General features: G+C 38.5%; 14 protein-coding genes. 12 read left to right on the top strand and 2 right to left on the bottom strand.

Translation table 11 applies throughout. The features are described from left to right. Positions 1 to 621 (bottom strand): metallophosphoesterase (locus CXF74_RS18340; protein WP_198552912.1); only part of this gene is annotated, 621 nt, incomplete at its 3' end. Positions 622 to 826: 205 nt separating this feature from the next. Here CXF74_RS18340 and CXF74_RS18335 point away from each other — a divergent pair. Both CXF74_RS18335 and rpmE read left to right on the top strand, forming a co-directional pair. Continuing rightward, entirely contained in the window at positions 827 to 2,146 is a 1,320-nt protein-coding gene (locus CXF74_RS18335; RefSeq protein WP_232772580.1) for a hypothetical protein, read from the top strand. 135 nt (positions 2,147 to 2,281) lie between these two features. Then, positions 2,282 to 2,494 carry a 50S ribosomal protein L31 gene (rpmE, locus tag CXF74_RS18330; protein ID WP_101083975.1) on the top strand — a complete coding sequence of 71 codons (213 nt, stop codon included), beginning with the start codon at positions 2,282 to 2,284 and terminating at the stop codon, positions 2,492 to 2,494. Between the two features lie 567 nt (positions 2,495 to 3,061). Here the strand turns inward: rpmE and CXF74_RS18325 are convergent. Next, positions 3,062 to 4,054, bottom strand: a complete 993-nt coding sequence (locus CXF74_RS18325; protein ID WP_101083972.1) for a porin — start codon at positions 4,052 to 4,054, stop codon at positions 3,062 to 3,064. A gap of 444 nt (positions 4,055 to 4,498) precedes the next feature. On the opposite strand from CXF74_RS18325, the gene CXF74_RS18320 reads away from it, so the two are divergent. The 10 genes from CXF74_RS18320 to CXF74_RS18275 all read left to right on the top strand — a co-directional run bounded on the left by CXF74_RS18320 (position 4,499) and on the right by CXF74_RS18275 (position 20,657). Further along, positions 4,499 to 6,058 carry an AbgT family transporter gene (locus CXF74_RS18320; protein ID WP_101083971.1) on the top strand — a complete coding sequence of 520 codons (1,560 nt, stop codon included), beginning with the start codon at positions 4,499 to 4,501 and terminating at the stop codon, positions 6,056 to 6,058. Between the two features lie 91 nt (positions 6,059 to 6,149). Further along, complete coding sequence (locus CXF74_RS18315) at positions 6,150 to 6,893, top strand: thermonuclease family protein (protein ID WP_232772579.1); 744 nt, start codon at positions 6,150 to 6,152, stop codon at positions 6,891 to 6,893. 92 nt (positions 6,894 to 6,985) lie between these two features. After that, the gene (locus CXF74_RS18310; protein WP_101083970.1) at positions 6,986 to 8,227 is read left to right on the top strand and encodes a malic enzyme-like NAD(P)-binding protein; all 1,242 of its coding nucleotides are present in this window, start codon (positions 6,986 to 6,988) and stop codon (positions 8,225 to 8,227) included. A gap of 222 nt (positions 8,228 to 8,449) precedes the next feature. Next, positions 8,450 to 13,012: an ATP-binding protein gene (locus CXF74_RS18305; protein ID WP_101083969.1), complete on the top strand. Its 4,563-nt coding sequence runs from the start codon at positions 8,450 to 8,452 to the stop codon at positions 13,010 to 13,012. A 107-nt stretch (positions 13,013 to 13,119) separates the two neighbouring features. Continuing rightward, positions 13,120 to 16,311 carry an ABC transporter substrate binding protein gene (locus CXF74_RS18300; protein WP_101083968.1) on the top strand — a complete coding sequence of 1,064 codons (3,192 nt, stop codon included), beginning with the start codon at positions 13,120 to 13,122 and terminating at the stop codon, positions 16,309 to 16,311. 6 nt (positions 16,312 to 16,317) lie between these two features. Beyond that, a complete protein-coding gene (locus CXF74_RS18295) occupies positions 16,318 to 17,079 on the top strand; it encodes a class I SAM-dependent methyltransferase (protein WP_101083967.1) in 762 nt (253 codons plus the stop codon). A gap of 51 nt (positions 17,080 to 17,130) precedes the next feature. After that, positions 17,131 to 17,475, top strand: coding sequence for a hypothetical protein (locus CXF74_RS18290; protein ID WP_101083966.1), 345 nt, complete (start codon positions 17,131 to 17,133; stop codon positions 17,473 to 17,475). Between the two features lie 155 nt (positions 17,476 to 17,630). Then, positions 17,631 to 18,548: a manganese-dependent inorganic pyrophosphatase gene (locus CXF74_RS18285; RefSeq protein WP_101083965.1), complete on the top strand. Its 918-nt coding sequence runs from the start codon at positions 17,631 to 17,633 to the stop codon at positions 18,546 to 18,548. Positions 18,549 to 18,666: 118 nt separating this feature from the next. Further along, the gene (mpl, locus tag CXF74_RS18280) at positions 18,667 to 20,019 is read left to right on the top strand and encodes a UDP-N-acetylmuramate:L-alanyl-gamma-D-glutamyl-meso-diaminopimelate ligase (protein WP_101083964.1); all 1,353 of its coding nucleotides are present in this window, start codon (positions 18,667 to 18,669) and stop codon (positions 20,017 to 20,019) included. Between the two features lie 8 nt (positions 20,020 to 20,027). Next, positions 20,028 to 20,657 (top strand): flavin prenyltransferase UbiX, encoded by a 630-nt coding sequence (locus CXF74_RS18275; protein ID WP_101083963.1) that lies wholly within the window; start codon positions 20,028 to 20,030, stop codon positions 20,655 to 20,657. Positions 20,658 to 20,805 lie beyond the last annotated feature (148 nt).

The following is a 20,805-nucleotide window of genomic DNA, read 5'->3' as shown; positions in this document are numbered from 1 at the left end:
GACTTTTTTAATTTCAGTGGTGGGATCAGTAAATTCTAATCCGCCAATATATTCGGGATTAGCCAGTGTGGCTGTATTTTCTGTGGTCAAACCAATCACGGCTATTTTAATGCCATTAACGGTGAATATTTTATAAGCATCAAAATAACGCTCACCGGTCGCTTTGTTATAAATGTTAGCGGCTAGCATTGGGAACTCTGCTAACTCTCGTTGCATTTCAACTACTGAAAGAGGGTTATCAAATTCGTGGTTACCTACTGCCATGGCGTCATAACCAATGGCATTCATACCAATGAAGTCTGGTTTTGCATCTTGTAAATCAGACTCTGGCACACCGGTATTGATATCACCGCCCGATAGCAGTAAGACTTCACCGCCACTTGTCGCGACTTCAGCACGAATGCTATCAATCACTGTTTTACGTGCCGCCATGCCGTATTCACCGTGTTTATTTTCCCAAAAGCAGCCATGGTTATCATTCGTGTGTAATAACGTAAATGTTTTACAGCTATCACCCGCTTCTGCACAGGTGGTTGGTGCTTCACCATTATTACTATCATCACAACCTGTTAGTGCTGCTATAACCGCTGTTGCTAATAAACCTTTTATTAAAATATTCATGTAGTCCTTTCCCTTCTGATTTTTAAATGTATGTCCATTTTCCTGACGAGAGTTAGTCTATTTAGTGAACAATGTTGGAAAAGTGACGTGGATCGATGGCTTATTATTTACTATGATTAATTACAGTTTGATTACAAAATGTGTTGTTCCTTAATCGAGACGTCGAATGCTGAGATTTACAAAAGATTTTAATTGTTGCAAAACAGTGAGTTGCAAAAACTTTGGGGTAAGTGGCAGTGAGTCATATATTCAAAAGAGTGAACGCTTAGGTTACCTTTCAACGGAGTGTAAGTTGTGTGGCAGTAACCCTCCTTGGATAAATAATGAGCTAGTAAAGCAAGTACTTGAAGAAAAATTAGAAAAACAATTTGCTCAAAAGGTGGTTGGATGCAAAAAATGTAGCCCTTATTTTTTAATTACCAATACACCTAAATCTAAGCGCCACGGATTCACCTCAGCAGGCACGCAGCGTAAAAAATGTTGTCAGTGTGATACTGTTTTTACCTTGCCTGATTTTAAAAATAGCGCCGCTTTGAAGGTGGTTTTAGACTCTTTATTAAGCAAAAAAGAGATAAAAACGGCGATTAAAGAGAGTGGCTTATCTGCTCGTTTGTATTATTTTTACCTTAATAAATTGGCGCTCATTTTTTCTAATTTCAGTCGAATTAATGAAGAAAAATTATTAACCCGAGAATATTTAGGTATGCACAGTGAAGGGCGGTTACTTGAACTTAGCCATCAGCGTGGTTTATATGCGCTTTTTAGTGCAGAGATAGACAGTGGTTATATTTTATTGCAAACGCATAATTTAACGAAACATTTGTTTGCCGATGAATTTATCTACCATGAAAAAGAAAACACACTGGCCGCTAATATTAAATCTTATGATCTGGAGGAAGTGTTACTGGCGCGTTATCAACAAAACTTAAAGCGTAATCATTTTGAGCAATTGATTGTTGGGGATTTAAAACCCATTGTGAAATGTAATGCTATTTATCCGGATAAAGTTGCTTATATTCACTTTCAATTATTAAAGGCGTTTACCGGCAAGGTGGGTACATACGATCATTTTATAGAGCATGAAAGCACGTTAAGGTCGGCTGCATTAATGTCCTCTTATGTTTCTATTAAAAGCACACGCGCTAATGTTTATTTCTTTTTACCTTTTATTGGTGGGGATGAAAGCCTTGATGGTAAACGTTTAGGGTGGTGGAATGATATCTGGTTTAGTAATCGAGTCGGTGCATTTTGCCCGATTACCTGCAAATTAAAGTCACACCCTACATTTACTTTAAATAAAGGGGATGCCATTGAAAATTTTTATCAGTACTTAGATAAGAGCATTAATAAAAATATAAATAGCATGCAAGTGATTGATAATATTTTAGAAATATATCGTGCTTTATATAATTATTGCACTCCAATTAAAGGCCAAACCGCCGCTTGTTTGTTAGGCCTGAGTGATAGAACTTATCAACCAGAACAGTTATTCGATAAGGCGTTGCAACAGATAACCGCAGAATGAATTTATTGATTGTATTTGTTGTGTGGCTTGTTTATAATTTGCGCCTGAATTTTTATGATAATTACGTGTGGTACTCTGTTGATTGAAATAATTCATCAAGCTGAGCAGCGACACGGCCCAAAAGAGGTTTTCCAAATGCAAAATGCAATTCACCCAGAATACAAACAAATCGCAGCAACTTGTTCATGTGGCAATGTAGTAAACGTTGGCTCAACAGTTTGTAAAGATATCACTCTAGATATCTGTGGCGCTTGTCACCCATTCTACACTGGTACTCAACGTGTTGTTGATACTGGCGGTCGTATTGAGAAATTCAAAAGTCGTTTTGGCGCACTTGCTTCTAAATAAGCTTGTTGAACCTTACGCAACAAAGGCATCCTCGGATGCCTTTTTTTATGCCTGAAGCTTTATAAATAAAGACCATAAATACGAGCTGTCGTATTGAAGCTTTATAAATAAAGACTATAAATACGAGCAGTCGTATTGAAGCTCTTTATTAACAACGGGCAAAAGTCGTTTTGGCGCACTTGCTTCTCAATAAGCTTGTTGAACCTTACGTAATAAAGGCATCCTCGGATGCCTTTTTTTATGCCTGAAGCTTTATAAATAAAGACTATAAATACAAGCAGTCGTATTGAAGCTCTTTATTAACAACGGGCAAAAGTCGTTTTGGCGCACTTGCTTCTAAATAAGCTTGTTGAACCTTACGCAACAAAGGCATCCTCGGATGCCTTTTTTTATGCCTGAAGTTTATGATTGGGTGTGATGTCGCTGCTTTGAGTGTGTTTATAGTGGTGTTTGAAGTTGATATAAAGGGCAGGGGGAAAGAGGAGACGGTCTTGAATCATTTGTGAATAGATTCAAAACCGCTATAAATTAAGAGATATTAAACTAAGGGTATTAAACTGTTTCTTTTTATAAATAGAAACGAGCACCAAACATCCATTTATCTTCTTCTTTATTATCATCACTATCTAACCCAACTTGATAACCGGCATAAGTTAAGACTTTAGGTAAAACTCGGTATTCAACTTGGAAGGCGGCTTCGCTATAACCTGCCACGTTGTCATCATCGTCAACCATTTCATAGTTAGCAATCAAATTAAGGCCATTGTCTAATGCATAGGCTGCAATGAATTCAGCTGCGGTATTATCAGAGCCTGCAATCGTAATACTTTCATTTAACGCATAGACACCAGCGACGTATAAACCTTTACCGTAGTTGCCATAACCTGCAGAAAAGCCATTCGACATTGCGGTTTCATCTGCTACATCACCATTGCTAAAGGCATAACCTACATTAAATTGCTCAAACTGTAACTGTAATGAAGCTTGCAAGCGTGAGTCATAGACTCCTTGTGTACCTTGCCAGCCTGCGCCAAATTTTAGTGCCATGCTTTCTGAAAGGTTAAAACCTTTACCATAGCTAACCATTTTGTTTGCGCGTCCTGTACCTAAGTTGCCATGATCGTTATATAAAAAATCATTGGCAAAAGCAACGGGACTATCTGCAATACCCATGACTGAATAATAAGGGGCCCACTGACGTCCAACAACGACTCGGCCGATCGTCGTATGTGTTGCACCGACATAACCTAAACGACTTGATAGTACATCTGGATTTTTATCTGTCGTCTTATCATTATTTAAGTAATTAACGCCCCATTCAATTTTTGCGTCAAAGCTTAAATCTTGAGTTAACCCGCGCTTGCCTTCAAAATTAATACGTGGAGAAGGAGCGTTAACTTGCGCGTCACCATCATCTCCAGAATCTCCAGCTAGGCCTGCTGATAAATGACCTCCAATTGAGAAACTATTTTCTTCGTCAGCATAAACTTCATATGCGTACCCGGTTGGCATTATAAATACAGTCGATAAAGCTATAGCAATCCGTGTTTTCTGGTTCATACAAATCTTCCTATCTTTAATTAAAGGGTTTGTGCTGGAACAATTCAAAGATAGTGCCTTTTTGTACGAAAAATAGCCTGTATGTTTATTTAGTGCGTAGTCGCGACGTATGTCACATAAATGTAACAGTATTGTTATGAGCGTGTAATGATTTTTAGTGTCGCTTGTTTCGTTCGAGATCTCATTTGTTCGAAAATGGTCTTTTTTTGTGTTTTTTGTTCTTTATGGTTGAGTATGTCGTTGTAATTAAGACTTTTTAGGGCATTAATTATCTGTTTGAGATTGCTTGATAATTATACTGAGGCAGTTTTCTTAGCTGAAATATACATAGAACGTTGTACTTTATCTTCTGAAATCGCGGAAAAAGACAAGCTAAATCAAAAAAATACTTTAGTAATTCTTTCATAATCTGCTGAGAATTTTTAATTTTGGCTTGGAGCATGAATGAGTGAACAAATCAGTACAGAAAGCGTAAAGGTTTCATCAAAAAGAATGGAGCGTTTTTTAAATTTTGTTGAAAAAACAGGTAATAAAATACCTGATCCAGCATTACTTTTCTTTTGGGGTTTATTGTTGGTATGGGGATTATCTGCATTATTATCACAATTCTCTTTTGGATTAATACATCCCATTACTCAGCAGGGCATGGAAGTTAATAACTTATTAACTGGTGAATCATTAGCGCACTTCTTGGCAAATATGGTTAAAACCTTTACCGGTTTTGCACCATTAGGTATCGTATTAGTGGCTATGTTAGGTATCGGTGTTGCGGATTCTTCGGGGTTTATAAATACCGCGTTAAAAAAGATGTTACGTTTTACGCCGGCTAAATTATTAACACCAATGTTAATTTTGGTGGCGATTGTTTCACATACCGCTGCCGATGCCGGTTATGTGTTAGTTATACCTTTAGGCGGGATCATTTTCCATGCAGCAGGACGTCATCCTTTAGTGGGTATTGCGGCTGCTTTTGCCGGAGTATCTGGTGGTTTCTCTGCTAATTTCATTCCCTCTGGTATTGACCCGTTAATTGCTGGTTTTACGCAATCCGCAGCCCAAGTCTTTGATCCTAATTATATTGTAAACCCGCTCGCTAATATCTATTTCACGGGTCTGTCTTCAATTTTAATTGTTGCGGTCGGTTGGTGGGTGACTGAGAAAATAATAGAGCCACGTTTAAGTCAAATCGCCATTGATGAAGATGCAGAAGAAGCACCTAATTTAGGTGAAATTAGCGAAAATGAAAATCGTGCCTTTAATCGTGCATTGGCTGCTATGTTATCGGGTATTGCATTGTTAGTTGTTTTGTTAATTCCGGAGAGCTCACCGCTACGTTCTTTAAGCGGAGAGTTAACTGCTTTTGACGCACCCGTTATGCAATCAATTGTGCCACTTATCTTTATACTTTTTGTTATTCCGGGTGTTGTTTATGGGCGTACGGTTGGCAAGTTTAAAAGTAATGATGATGTGATTAAATCGATGTCCCATACCATGGGCACAATGGGTAGCTATATTGTAATGGCTTTCTTCTGCGCACAATTTTTAGTGGCTTTTAGTCAATCAAATATTGGTGTGATTTTAGCGCTTTATGGCGCACAGTTTTTACAATATTTACAGTTGCCAGGGCAGCTCACTATTGTGGGTTTAATTTTACTCACCGCATTTGTTAATTTATTAGTCGGATCTGCCTCGGCAAAATGGGCATTAATTGGTCCGGTATTAGTGCCAATGTTAATGGCGGTTAATATTTCCCCTGAGTTATCACAAGCCGCTTACCGCGTGGGTGATTCGGTGTCGAATATTGTGTCTCCGTTAATGGTGTTTTTCCCACTGGTTGTTGTGTATTGCCAACGTTATGTAAAAAGCACTGGTATAGGAACATTGGCGTCAATGATGATGCCTTATTCTATTGCGATGTTGATTGCATGGACGCTGTTTCTTTTGGCGTATTGGGCATTAGGTATTCCGCTTGGCATTCAAGCGCCATATATTTACCCGGCTTAAACTGCGTTGTAAATCACCGCAATAAGCGCTTAATGTAATTTTAGGCGCTTTTAATCTACAGTAAGGACTCATTCTTTATCCGGTGCTTACTGTGCAATATCTGCTAATCTTTTTTATTGTTTTTTTACCCTCCTCTTTATACGCGAGTTGCCCACGTTATAGCTGGGATGAAACCGTGACCCTAAAAAAGATTAATGATGGTGATACGGTCACCTTAGAAAATGGCCGATTAGTGCGCTTTATTGGTATTAATACTCCTGAAATTAACCACCGTAATCCAAGCCGATCAGAACCTAATGCGCTTGAAGCAAAAGCCTTGTTAGAAAGGTATCTTCGCCCGGGTGATAAATTACATTTAGTTTTTGATAAAACTAAACAAGATAAATATGGTAGAAAGTTGGCTTATGTGTACAGCAAAACGGGGCGGAACTTAGCCTTGTTGCAATTAAAATCAGGATTAGCAAAACATTGGGTGATTGGTAAAAATGACAAATTGTGGCGATGCTTTCAAGATGCTGAGCGCAAAGCCCGATTACGCAAAAAAGGCGTTTGGTCTGGTTTTAAGCCATTGCGTGCTACTAGGCTAGAAAAATCGGACAAAGGTTATGCGTATATCTCAGGGCGAATCACCGATATAAATAAAAATAAGAAAGGAATGATATTACGCATTGATAAACGTTTAATTGTTTCAATCAGCAGTGCCAAACTAAAAATATTTAAAAAGAATGGCATCAAACTGCTATTACATGAAAAAGTATTACTCTCAGGAAAGTTGATTTTTTCACGTGGGGAGCCTAAATTGACTATTTACCACCCAGCACAAATGTTACCGTAAAATGAATTAAAGCTATAACTACGCTTAATTTTTGACTATTATCACACTTTATTTGCGGGTTAAGCCCGCTTCATCATTATTGGAATTTATCAATGTCAGACCTGCGCCAACAAGCTCTTGATTATCACGAGTTCCCTAAACCAGGGAAAATTAGTGTTGAACTAACAACATCTGCTGAAACAGCAGACGACTTATCATTGGCATACAGCCCTGGTGTTGCGGAGCCGGTACGAGAAATTGCGGCTAACCCTGATGATGTCTACAAATATACGGCTAAAGGTAACTTAGTGGCCGTTATTACTAATGGTACTGCTATTTTAGGGCTGGGTAATTTAGGCCCTCTTGCATCAAAACCTGTGATGGAAGGTAAAGCATTATTATTTAAACGTTTTGCAAACCTTGATGCCATTGATATTGAAGTAAAACACCGCACACCAGAAGAATTTATCAATACTGTTGCTAATATCGCCGATACTTTTGGTGGTATTAATCTTGAAGATATCAAAGCACCAGAATGTTTTGAGATTGAAAAAGAATTAAAACAGCGCTGTAGCATTCCTGTTTTTCATGATGATCAGCACGGTACTGCCATTGTAACGGCTGCGGGAATGATCAATGCCTTAGATATTCAAGGCAAAAAAATTGAAGAAGTAAAAATTGTTTGTATGGGCGCCGGCGCAGCTGCCATTGCTTGTATGGAACTACTGATTCAATGTGGCGCGTTACGTGAAAAAATCTATATGTTAGATCGTAAAGGCGTTATTCATACTCGTCGTGATGATATTAACGAATACAAACAGCGCTTTGCTAATAATACTGATCAACGCACATTACAAGATGTTATCAATGGCGCCGATGTTTTTGTGGGTGTTTCTGGTCCTGATGTTTTGTCTGGCGAGGATGTTAAATTAATGGCGCCAAATCCAGTTATATTTGCCTGTTCAAATCCTGATCCTGAGATTAAACCTGAAATTGCCCATGCGGTACGTGATGATTTAATTATGGCAACAGGGCGTAGTGATTATCCTAACCAAGTTAATAACGTACTGTGTTTTCCTTTTATTTTCCGTGGTGCATTAGATGTACGTGCGACAGAAATTAATGAAGAGATGAAGGTCGCCGCTGTGAACGCAATTCGCGCGATTGCGAAAGAGCCAGTGCCTGATTCTGTATTGAAAGCGAGTGGTTCAACATCACTTGAATTTGGTAAAGGTTATATCATTCCAAAACCAATGGATCCGCGTTTATTGAAGAAAGTGGCGGGTGCAGTTGCACGTGCAGCGGTAGCAACTGGGGTTGCTCAGATTGATCTTCCTGAGAATTATATGGTTTAGTCTAAGTACGCTAAGTTATTTATAATAAAATGACATTTAACGTTTGAACCCATTAATTATTTTTTAATTGATGGGTTTTCTGCTATTTACAACACAGAAATATACGAATCCAGTCACTTTTGATTACATTGTAAAATCAGTACTGGCATCATCTGTTAATAAGTTGTAAATTAGGCGGATCTATTTTTTTAATTTTCTATTACTATTTTGTAAGGGTACTGTATGTCAGGAAAATCTTCCTCTTCTCAGTTTGAAACAAACAATATTGCTGATCCGTTGTTTATTCACGCAGAGCATATCGCAAAAGACTTTTCGTTATTTCCGGATAACTCTTTACCATCAAACACTGAAAATTTAGAAGGTTTGATTGAACGCAAGCGTATTAAATCAAATTTAACCGCCATCAAAAAACTCGGCGTGGATGCATATATCGCACGCACAGTGCAGCCTGCAGAAGATAATAAACGTCCAGGTGTTAAAACTATCGTTGAAGGTTTTAACGGCAAGATAGTGACAGAACAATTAAACGGCGCATTTTATTGTGCTGAGATGGAACTAGATTTTGGCGGTTATATGCGTCGAATCGGTATCATCGGCCAAGAACGTAGTTCTAATAATGGCGCGTGGATGCCTGAGCATCACTTAGCGGCTAGTAAAGCGATTCGTAAGTTTGCTGATTTATCACTTCCTATTGTGTATTTAATTGATACTCCGGGAGCAGATGCAGGCGAGGAAGCAAATAGCCAGAATCAAGCACACAGTATTTCTCAAATGATCACTGAAAGTGCAAATGTTGATGTGCCTACAGTTGGTATCGTTGTGGGTGTTGGTTATTCTGGTGGTGCTATTCCACTAGCAACAGCGAATATCTTACTCTCTGTACGTGATGGTATTTTTAATACTATTCAGCCTAAAGGTTTACAAAGTATTGCACGTAAATATAACCTTTCTTGGCAGGAATGTGCACAATCTGTTGGTGTTTCTCCTGAAGAGTTATACACCAATGGTTGTATCGATGGCATCGTAGATTACTCGCCTGTTGACCAAGATGAGCGTCAACATAACCTACAAAAAGCGGTTATTTCGAGCATTCTATCTATCGAATCAACCTCTGTTGATTTTGTACGTAAATACCCTGATATTTTAGAACATTACAACCGCAGTTTATCGCGCTACTTAGATCCGTCAAATAAATTAGTGGCTGTTGAAAACGCCTCTGATAATGCACATCTTTTAGCGAAAAACCCAACAGTACATAATAATGCATTTGGTACGACTTACCGTTACATGCGTTACTTGACACTGCGTTCGCGCATTAAAGCAATTCAAAAAAATGAATACGGTCGTTTATCAAAAATGACGATTCCTGAAGGGGATCTTAAAGCACGTATTGAAGACGATCGTAAAAAAGTATTTGTAAGCTGGTTAACTAACCCTGATAAATTGATTTACGACGATACGTTAAATAAAAATTGGAAGTCTTTCCTTGCTAAGCGTGAAGATAAGAGTGTTGAGCGTAATGCCTTCACTAAGTTGATTTTAGGCGAACCTGCTGCAAATTATAATAATGCACGTAGTACGCTGATGATTAACCTAACATGGTCTTTATACAACCGTTGGAAAAGCAGCGCTGAAGATAACTTCCGTGCATTAATTGCTTACCTTGAAGACGAGAAAAATCTACCGCTAACAGATAGCTGGCCTGAACTTTCTAAGCTAACGACGATTGATGTTGTTAGTCATAAAGATACACGTGAGTGCTTTATTGTACATTGTCGTCATATGTTGGTATTCAATGCCTTATATGACAACACTATGGGTAACCTTGCGTCAATTGCAAAAGAAGCAATGGCAACCAAAGAGTTATCTCGTGAATCTGTTTCATCATTAGTACGTAGCTCATTAAAAGCGGCATTAAGTAAAGTGAGTGATGACGATTACGAAGAGCTAAAAGAAAGCTTTAATGCTTGGATTCAATACTTCACTGATCAAAGTGAACGTGGTGAAATTCTAGCTAAAGTTGAAGAGTGGAAGAGTATTGGTTCTCCACAAATGAACGCAAGTTTGTTTGTAATCATCACTTACTTCTTTGAGAAAATTCTACCTTCTTACTATGCAAGCGATGAAGATGCGTCTGCCTATAATGGTGCTATTAACCCTGTGCGTATCGGTCGTCGTAAAGACTTCTGGAACCGCTTAACAATGGGTTATCAAGATCTATTAATTCAAGCTGTTCTTCGTTCTGAAAAGAACAAAAAGAACAATTCTCACGACGCTATTTTAGGCAAGTTCTTTACTAACTTTAAAGAATCTCGTACTGACTTAATGACCGCTAACCTTTTAGAATTCCCTGGTTTCCGTCTATCAGTTGAAGATGCGTTAGATAAAAACATCAAACCCTGTGGTTTAGTGTCTGGTATCGGTGAGTTCAAACTTGCAAACGGCGAAACTCAGCGTGTTGGTGTTGCTGTTTCTAATCTTTCATTCCAAGCCGGTGCCTTTGATATGGCAAGTGCAGAGAAATTCTGTGCACTATTAGTTAAATGTGCAAAACAGCATTTACCTGTTGTAGCGTTTATCAGTTCTGGTGGTATGCAAACTAAAGAAGGTGCTGCTGCACTATTCTCAATGGCTGTGGTAAATGACCGTATTACGCGTTTCATTCGTGATAACGATTTACCGGTTGTTATGTTTGGTTACGGTGACTGTACAGGTGGCGCACAAGCAAGTTTTGTAACACATCCAATGGCGCAAACGTATTACCTATCAGGTACTAATATGCCGTTTGCTGGTCAAATGGTTGTTCCTGCTTATTTACCATCTACATCAACGTTATCTAACTACTTGTCACGCAATGCCGGTGCAATGGATGGTTTAGTTATCAATCCATTCTCTGATGATTTAAATGATAAGTTACGTGATATCGATGAAAACATGCCAATGCCTACGATTACGATTGAAGAAACAATCGAACGTGCGTTAACCGGTTTTGTTCCTGTCTGTAATATTGACGAAGATTCGTTCTCTCAAGCTGATCCGCGTGAACTAATGAAACCGGTTAAAAAAGTATTAGTGCATGCACGTGGTTGTACTGCGGTTAAATTAATACGTAAAGCAAAAGATAACGGCATTAATGTTGTCTTAGTGGCATCTGACCCTGATATGACGTCTGTCCCTGCTGACATGTTAGGCGAAGGCGATAAGTTAGTTTGTTTGGGTGGTAACACATCAGATGAAAGTTACTTGAACGCAAGCTCTGTATTAAAAGTTGCTGAACATGAAGAAGTCGATGCACTTCATCCTGGTATTGGTTTCTTATCAGAAAGCCCGCAATTTGCTGACTTATGTGTAAGCCATGATATTAACTTTGTTGGTCCAAGCATGACCAGTATGTTAACAATGGGTAACAAATCAAACGCAATCAAAACAGCACAAGATAACGGTGTACCGGTTGTTCCTGGTTCTCACGGTATTTTAACCGGCGCAGAGCAAGCACTTGATATTGCAAATGGCATGGGTTATCCCGTTCTGCTTAAAGCTGTAAATGGTGGTGGCGGTAAAGGTATCTTGGTCATTGAAAAAGCTGAAGATATGTTTACTGGTTTTGCGCAAGTATCTGCTGAAGCACGTAGTGCATTTGGTAACGGTGACTTGTACCTAGAGAAATACATCACTTCATTACGTCACATCGAAGTACAGTTATTACGTGATAAGCACTGTAATACCAAAGTGTTGGGTATTCGAGATTGTTCTGTACAACGTAACAACCAAAAAGTAGTTGAAGAGTCGGCATCAACCATGTTGCCTGCTAACCTACATGCTGAAGCACTGAAACATACTGCCGCATTAGCTGACGCGGTTGATTATTTAGGTGCGGGCACGGTTGAGTTTATTTATGACCTTGATGAAGATGCTATCTACTTCATGGAAATGAATACACGTTTACAAGTAGAGCATCCTGTTACGGAAGCAACATCTTGTATCGATATTGTTAGTGCGCAATACAACATTGCTTCTGGTGCTAACATTGCTGATATGAAACCAGCTGATAAAGGCTACGCAATTGAAGTACGTGTGACGGCTGAAAAAGCTGCACTAGATGCTGATGGCGTTATGCAGTTATTGCCACATCCTGGTAAAGTGATTGAGTATTCTGTGCCTGAACAAGACAACATTGAAGTTATTTCAATGATTGCTGAAGGTAAAGAAGTATCACCTTATTACGATAGTTTAGTCGCGCAGTTTATCTGTACGGGTGAAGATCGTAACGATACCGTTAAGAAATTATTAGCCTTCTTAGACAAAGTGGTTATTAAGGGGATCGCAACAAATATTCCTTTATTGAAGCGTATTTTGAACGATGAAGTGTTCTTAAAAGGTGTTTACGATACAACTTACTTACCTAAGTTTATGGCAAGACTTGACCAAGCAACAATGATTGATGAAATGGAAGCTTCTGCCTCTACTGGCGGTAGTGACGTTTCAATTACCGTTGATGGTAGTAATGAGCTGAAAGTAATGGCACAAAGTGCAGGTATCTTCTACCGTGCATCGTCACCTGCTGAACCTGATTTTGTACATGAAGGTGACATTGTTAATGTTGAGCAGACATTAGGCTTGATGGAAGCGATGAAAATGTTTTCACCGTTATCGCTATCTAGCTTTAATCGCCAAGATGCCGTGTTATATGATGCAAAAACTAAGTTCCGTGTTGAGCGAATTATCAACGCAAATGGTCAACAAGTATCAAGTGGAGACTTACTTTACATCGTAACCCCTCTATAGAGGTTGCCTGTCACAAAAGAGCCAGTCAATTGACTGGCTTTTTTTATGTCTATAAAAAAAGGAGTATAATAGCGATACTTCTTTGTTAGCTGTACGGATTAATAAAATTGTTTAATTTCTCATCTTGTTCATTATCTCGCTCTCTGCGTTTTCTGTTTTTAAGTTGCTTATTAGTAACGACCTCACCGATTTTTGCAAAAGTAGCAGAGGTACTTGTTTTACATTCTGGCCATCAAGGAAATCAGTGGACTCGCGATATTCAAAAAGGCATCGAAACCCAATTTGAAGATGAAAACATCGCCCTTTATGTTACCTATTTAGATAGCTACCAAGTATTAACCGAGCAGGCACTGGCGCAGTACGTTGATTATTTTTCGCGTAAATTTGAACAACGTGATTTTGATGCAGTGATTGTGAGTGGTGATAATGCATTAAAACTAGTGCAACGTTATGCGGATCGTTTATTCCTAAATACGCCTATTATATTTACCGGTATTAAACGTCATAAAAAATCTTTATTGAATTTCACTCACAAAATATCGGGTGTGATTGAATCTGAGAATATCTTAGGTACTGTCTTATTATCCCTGTCACTATTCCCTGAAACACACTCTATTTATATCGTTACTGGCAACTCACGTGAAAGTAAAATTACCACCAAAAGTATCGCTAAATTCTCCAAGCAATTATCACAAAATGTGATCACTTTTAATGATGAAACGGAAGTTTCATTAAAACAGAAAGTCAGCAAGTTACCTGAGAATTCGGTGTTGATTTTTGATGACTTCTCCCGTGATAGAAATGGTCAGTTTGTTAATCGAAATACTATGCTTAAATCATTAATTGGCGTGTCGAAATCGCCGATTTTTGTGGTTAATCGCCACGACCTTGAAGGTGGTGTTTTAGGCGGGTTGGTTATCAGTGGTTTTACGCAAGGTAAAACGGCTGCCATCAAAGTATTAGATCTTTTGCAAGGGGTGCCGATTGAAGCATTACCCGTTGAAGTTAACGTCAGTGATAAATACTTCTTTCAATATGACGAGATGTTACGTTGGAATATAAGCGTTGAAGAGATTCCAAGTGGTAGCGTTATTTTAAATGAGCCAGCGACCAAACTGCATTTGACGGACTCATTTACGGTGGCTCTTTTTTCTATCTTATTAGTTATCCTCTTTGCCTTTTTGCAATGGTGGAAAGTGCATAAAATCAAGTTGGAAAAATTAGATGTTCAGCGTAAAAGTGACAGAATCGAACATATCTTTAATATCTCTTATGACTTTGTTTTTGTATTAGATCTGTTGGGTAACATAAAAAATGTTAACCAAACCGCCCTTAATTTTGTTGAACAAGATCTTAATGAAATAACAGGATTACCATTATGGGATACAACATGGTGGTATAAAGATCACGATAGCCAACAACGATTAAAATCAGCAATGGGTGTTGCACGATTAGGTAATCAGATCCGTTTTGAATGTTTACTGTTTGATCAAAAAGAAAAGCCGCATGCTTTTGATTTATCAATTCAACCCATTCGTGAAGGTGAAGACGATACCGAAATCACTTCTATTATTGTTGAAGCACGTAATATCAATGAAATAAAAAGTGTTGAAGAAGAAGTCCGTAAAGCTAATAAACGATCTAACCTATTGCTTGATGAAAGTCCGTCGATGTTGTTAATGTTAAATGCGCAGGGACTTATTTTATCGTGTAATAAATATGGTTGTAACTTATTGGGTTACGCTGATGGTGAGTTGATTGGGCGTAATTTAGTGACGCTTTATTCGCAGCTAATTAACATCAGTGATTTAAAAGAATATCTAGAAAACTGTAACAGTGCCGATGGCCTGTTGCTCTCTCGTGAGATTTCTTACTCAACAAAAGAAAATAGAAAAATTTGGATCAATGAGCGTGTTAGAAAATTAGCGGACCATGATCAATACTTCCTGGTTTGTGAAAATATTACCGAACGCTATGAGCTTTCTAAAGAGCTTAATTATAGAGCGTCGCACGATTATCTAACGGGTTTGAAAAATCGCCTGTTTTTTGAAAACCAACTTGATACTTACCTTAAAGATCTTGCTTACCAGAGCACCCCTTATAGCTTGATGTATCTTGATATGGATAAATTTAAGATTATCAATGATACCTGTGGCCATCAGGCTGGTGACGAAGTACTCCGACAGATAGCAACCATATTAACGGAAAGTGTCTCTGCACATTCTTTAGTCGCGCGTTTAGGTGGCGATGAATTTGCGATTATTATGCCGCAAACGGAATTGATTGAAGCTAAGCTGGCTGCACAACGTATTATTAACGCCATTGGTAAACATTATTTCCTATGGGAAGGACAGCATTTTACACTCGGGATTAGTATTGGTTTAGCGGAATTAACCGATGCCGGCCGTGGTGGTGTGCATGCATTAAGTTGTGTAGACAGTGCTTGTTACACAGCGAAGGAATCTGGACGTAACCGCATTCATGTTTATGAAGAAGATAAACAAGAAGAACTACGCCGCGAAGAAGTTGTGTGGGTTAATAAAGTGCAAGATGCCTTACGTGATGAATCTCGTTTTTGTCTTTATGCACAATTGATTAAACCCGTTGATGGTGAAAGCGATTACCTGCATTACGAAATTTTAACGCGCATGATTGATGAAGCGGGTAATTTAGCGCCACCTGATAAATTTATTCCTATTGCGGAAAGTTATAACCTCGCCGACAAGATAGACATGATTATCATCACTAAGACCTTGTCATGGTTACGTAATCATCCAGAGCATGTTTTAAAATTAGATATGTGCTCAATTAATTTATCGGGTCAATCTATCGGTGATCCACAATTTATCGATGATTTGGTTGAGATATTAAATAACTCTGCATTACCGCTTGAGAAGCTTTGTTTTGAAATTACAGAAACGGTTGCCATTGGCAGCTTTAGTAATGCCTCTAAGTTGATTCGCAAGTTGAAAAAGTTAGGCTGTAAATTAGCACTTGATGACTTCGGTACTGGGTTATCCTCCTTTGGTTATTTGAAACGACTACATGTTGATTATCTTAAAATAGATGGCGTGTTTGTAAAGGATATGGCAAATGATGAACAGGATATGGGCATCGTAAAAAGTATTAATGAATTGAGTCACTTGTTTGGTAAAAAAACCATTGCCGAGTATGTGGAAGATGAAGTCACCATTGAAAAGCTAAAAGAGATTGGCGTAGATTACGCACAGGGGTATCATCTAGGAAAACCAGTGCCAATTGATATGATGGCACTTTTATCTGACAGTATGGGTGATTAAAGATTAATGGATATTGCACTAATTTGTAACGACAGCGCGCTAAGTTCAACTGCTAAAAAATTGCGTGAAAAGTGGGGCTTTGTAAATCACCAGAGTGATGACTTTCGTTTGCATTTATTACCAGAGCATCTTGCATTAGAACAATTAGATGATCCTCAACAAGGGTTAGTTTTTGTTGATTTTGTTTCTGGCGCTACCGCGCATCGTCGTAAATTTGGTGGTGGTAAAGGGCAAGCAATTGCTAAAGCAGTCGGTTTAAAACCGGGTGTGCAAATCGATGTTATCGATGCAACGGCTGGACTCGGACGTGATGCGTTTGTATTAGCATCTTTAGGCTGCAATGTTACTTTAGTGGAACGCTCACCTGTGGCCGCCGCTTTATTAGATGATGGTTTGCAAAGAGCCTATATGAATCTTGAAATTGGTGAGTGGATGCAACAACGTATGCAACTCCATTTTGGCTCAAGTGTTGATTTTCTTAAAAATAATCAAACCGATGTTGTATACCTTGACCCTATGTTTCCACATAAAAAGAAATCCGCATTAGTTAAAAAAGAGATGCGTGTTTTCCAAGGGGTGGTGGGTGCCGATTTAGACGCCGATGATTTATTAGATGCCGCATTAGAATCCGCACGTTACCGTGTTGTGGTAAAGCGCCCTGATTACGCGCCTTTCTTAAATGATAAAAAACCGTCAATGAGCATCAAGACCAAGAAAAACCGCTTTGATGTCTATGTGAAAAAAGCGATCCCGACCAATAGCGAATAATAGCAGGGTAAAGCCTAAGCTATATTTATTCGTATCGTCCTAGGAGCTATTATGAAACGTATTCTCATGTTTACGCTGTCGAGTGTATTATCTTTGTCAGTTAACGCGGGCAATATAACCATTGAAAAAAATGATTCATTAATTCGTAATGATGTCTTTGATGAAAAAAGAGCGCGCGCGGAAGAATATAAATTAAACGAAGAAGAACGTAATGCGCAGAATAGTCGTTGGTCTTCTTCAATTGATCCAAGCTGTGGCTTGTTAAAGAATCGTTACCTTCTTTATTTTTGTGCTTCTAACAGGCGTTATTACAAAGAGTATGAATCGGGAAACCGTCCTCAATATCGTGAGTTATCAACCTCAGAAGTAAAAAAAATACGTAATACAAAAGATTAATAGTTAAATTTTTATTTTAGATCGGTTATTCTGCGCACAATTAATTTAAAACTAACTATTCAGTGTTCACTCTGTGATGAATTCGTTTTTTCATTACATAAATAAACACAGCTGAAAACACGCTGAATAGTGTTAACCAAAGTAGGAATTTATAAATGTTAGTACTTGGACACCAAAACCCTGATTGCGATAGCCTTTGTAGTGCTATCGGCCTTGCCGCTCTTTTTAATAAAATCGGTCGCCCAGCAACACCTGTTTTACAAGGTGAACCAAACCCTGAAGCACAATTTCTACTTGAGCAATCTGGTTTCCCAACACCTGAAATTCGTACTTCAGTTGCCGGCGAAGAGATTTTTATTGTTGATTATTCTGATTGGGGCCAAGGCACCGCAGATATGAAAAAAGCAAAAATCCGCGGTATTGTTGATCATCACAAACTAGGGGATATCACTACAAGTGAGCCATTAGAATGTTGGATCTGGCCTGTTGGCTGTAGCGCAACAATTGTTTACAACATGTATAAATTTAACAACCAAAAGCCGGATGCGGATGTTGCTAAATTAATGATGGGTGCAATTATTTCTGATACGGTTAACTTCCAAGGTCCTACTACAACAGATATCGATAAAGTGGCAGCTAAAGAGCTTGCTGAAATCGCGGGTGTTGCTGATTTAGCTGCATTTGCAAAAGCACAGTTTGAAGCAAAATCAGATATTGCTTCTGTTTCTGCTGCAGAGCTTATCCTACGTGACCAAAAAGTATTTGAAATGGCGGGTGAAAAATTAGCCATTGGCCAATTAGAGCTTACATCGTTAGAAACTGCATTCAGTAAAAAAGATGAAATGTTAGTGGAAATGGGCCAACTTCAAGCAGATAAAGGCTACCATTCAACAATCGTATTATTAACTGACATTACTAAGCTAGATACTACTGCGCTGATCATCTCTAAAGATGCAGACAAAGTAGCAAAAGCACTAAACAGTGCCGTTGTAGATCATATGTTTGAACTACCAGGTGTTGTAAGTCGTAAAAAACAGATTATTCCGTTTTTACAAGAAGCGTTCGAAGCTTAATCAGATAGCTTTTTAAATGTTAAAAAGGGCGGACATCGCAAGGTGTTCGCCCTTTTTTATTGCTTAAATATCAGGTATAACTTGTGCTTGTTATTTCTTTTATGCTCTTGAGGCTTTTATGCATATTCATATTCTTGGTATCTGTGGCACCTTTATGGGTGGTGTTGCTATTCTCGCGAAATCGTTAGGTTACAAAGTAACGGGTTCAGATAAAAATGTTTACCCTCCAATGAGCACACAGCTCGAAGAGCAAGGCATTGAGCTCATTCAAGGTTTCGACCCAAGCCAATTAGACAGTAAACCTGATTTAGTGGTGATTGGTAATGCCATGAGTCGTGGTAACGCTTGTGTTGAAGCGGTGCTTGATAAACAAATTCCTTATATTTCAGGGCCTCAGTGGTTACTAGAACATGTTTTAAAAGATAGATGGGTACTTGCTGTTGCGGGAACGCACGGTAAAACATCTACTTCTAGTATGCTGGCTTGGATTCTTGAGTATGCGCATATGCAACCTGGTTTTTTAATTGGTGGTGTGCCTGAAAATTTTGGTTTATCGGCACGTTTAGGCGAAACGCCTTTTTTTGTGATAGAAGCCGATGAATACGATAGTGCTTTCTTTGATAAGCGTTCTAAGTTTGTTCATTACCATCCTCGTACCTTGGTATTAAATAACCTTGAATTTGATCACGCAGATATTTTTGACGACCTTAATGCGATTAAAAAACAATTCCATCACTTAGTACGTACTGTACCAAGTAGTGGGCGCATCATTTTACCGAATCATGACCAAGCGCTAATGTCAGTAAAACACATGGGCTGTTGGAGTGAAGTCGAATACTTAGATAATAGTGTCGGTGGTAATTGGTCAACTGAAAAAGTGAAGCTAGATGGCTCTCAGTTTGAAGTATTCCTTAATAATGAAAAACAAGGGCAGGTTAATTGGCCATTAATGGGCGATCACAATATTGCCAATGCACTCGGTGCGATTGCAGCTGCACGCCATGTCGGTGTGACACCTGAAATTTCTATTGAAGCCTTAGCTGAATTCAAAAGTATTAAACGCCGTATGGAAGTTAAAGGTAAGGTTAACAATATTACTGTTTATGATGATTTTGCTCATCACCCAACGGCGATTAAAACAACCCTTGCAGGACTTCGCGCTAAAGTGGGTAATGAAAGAATTATTGCCGTGCTTGAGCCTCGCTCAAATACAATGAAATTAGGCATTCATAAAGAAGCCATCGTGAGCGCATTAAATGAAGCGGATCATGTTTATTGTTTTGAAGGTGATGATCTGAATTGGTCGATGCAAGAGATGTTTGCAGAGCAGGGCAAAGATGTTGATATATCTACCAATATAAACACGCTCTGCGACAAGCTGGTTAAAGTAAGCAAAGCTAACGATCATATATTGATTATGAGTAATGGTGGTTTTGCGAGTATTCATCAGAAATTACTTGATAAGTTATAGGAAAGGTCATGTTGAAAGAAGTGTTACAAGAAGAGTTTAGCGAACAAATTACCTTAGGGGTGACTGGTGCATCGGGAAGTGGTTATTTTTTATGTTTATTACAAGCATTAGTTAATAATAATTGTCAGGTTTACCTTTTACTATCTGATGCAGCGAAAATTGTATTAAAAACAGAAGTTGATGAAGATTGGCCTGATGAATTGGTCGCTTTAAATATATTTTTAGCAAAGCGTTTCAATGCTAAAGATAAGCAAATTATTGCTCTTGGCAGCAAAGATTGGTTCTCACCGGTTGCTTCAGGTTCATCTGCTCCTAAAAAAATGGTTATCTGCCCTTGTAGCTGTGGCACCTTTGCTTCTATTTCCCAAGGATTATCAAATAACTTAATTGAGCGTGCTGCTGACGTTATCTTAAAAGAGCGTGGTTTATTAATTATCACACCACGTGAAACGCCATTCTCAACATTGCATATACGTAATATGTTAACGCTCTCGGAATTAGGTGTCACTATCATGCCATTAGCGCCTGGATTTTATCATCAACCTAAATCGATTGAGGATTTACAGGAATTTATGGTTGCAAGGTTATTAGATCATCTTAAGATTGATCACCAAATTAGTAAAAGATGGTGTGAATAGACCGATTTAATCATAAATTGCTAATGTTTGTATGTTAATTGAACGTAAACATCAACGTTTTAATAAACTGTAATTTATAGGCTAATTAAGTGTTGCCAACGTGATTCAGATCCCTATAATGCGACCCCACAGACAAGGTAACTAACGC

This window comes from Psychromonas sp. Urea-02u-13 (assembly GCF_002835995.1).
Lineage (GTDB): Bacteria > Pseudomonadota > Gammaproteobacteria > Enterobacterales > Psychromonadaceae > Psychromonas.
This window is presented reverse-complemented; position numbering and strand designations above follow the sequence as displayed.

What these genes read in the sequence shown, in the direction of transcription:
- rpmE (WP_101083975.1), top strand. Translation starts at nt 2,282, where the DNA reads ATGCAAAATGCAATTCACCCAGAATACAAACAAATCGCAGCAACTTGT.
- CXF74_RS18310 (WP_101083970.1), top strand. Translation starts at nt 6,986, where the DNA reads ATGTCAGACCTGCGCCAACAAGCTCTTGATTATCACGAGTTCCCTAAA.
- CXF74_RS18295 (WP_101083967.1), top strand. Translation starts at nt 16,318, where the DNA reads ATGGATATTGCACTAATTTGTAACGACAGCGCGCTAAGTTCAACTGCT.
- CXF74_RS18320 (WP_101083971.1), top strand. Translation starts at nt 4,499, where the DNA reads ATGAGTGAACAAATCAGTACAGAAAGCGTAAAGGTTTCATCAAAAAGA.
- CXF74_RS18285 (WP_101083965.1), top strand. Translation starts at nt 17,631, where the DNA reads ATGTTAGTACTTGGACACCAAAACCCTGATTGCGATAGCCTTTGTAGT.
- CXF74_RS18325 (WP_101083972.1), bottom strand. Translation starts at nt 4,054, where the DNA reads ATGAACCAGAAAACACGGATTGCTATAGCTTTATCGACTGTATTTATA.
- CXF74_RS18275 (WP_101083963.1), top strand. Translation starts at nt 20,028, where the DNA reads ATGTTGAAAGAAGTGTTACAAGAAGAGTTTAGCGAACAAATTACCTTA.
- CXF74_RS18305 (WP_101083969.1), top strand. Translation starts at nt 8,450, where the DNA reads ATGTCAGGAAAATCTTCCTCTTCTCAGTTTGAAACAAACAATATTGCT.
- mpl (WP_101083964.1), top strand. Translation starts at nt 18,667, where the DNA reads ATGCATATTCATATTCTTGGTATCTGTGGCACCTTTATGGGTGGTGTT.
- CXF74_RS18290 (WP_101083966.1), top strand. Translation starts at nt 17,131, where the DNA reads ATGAAACGTATTCTCATGTTTACGCTGTCGAGTGTATTATCTTTGTCA.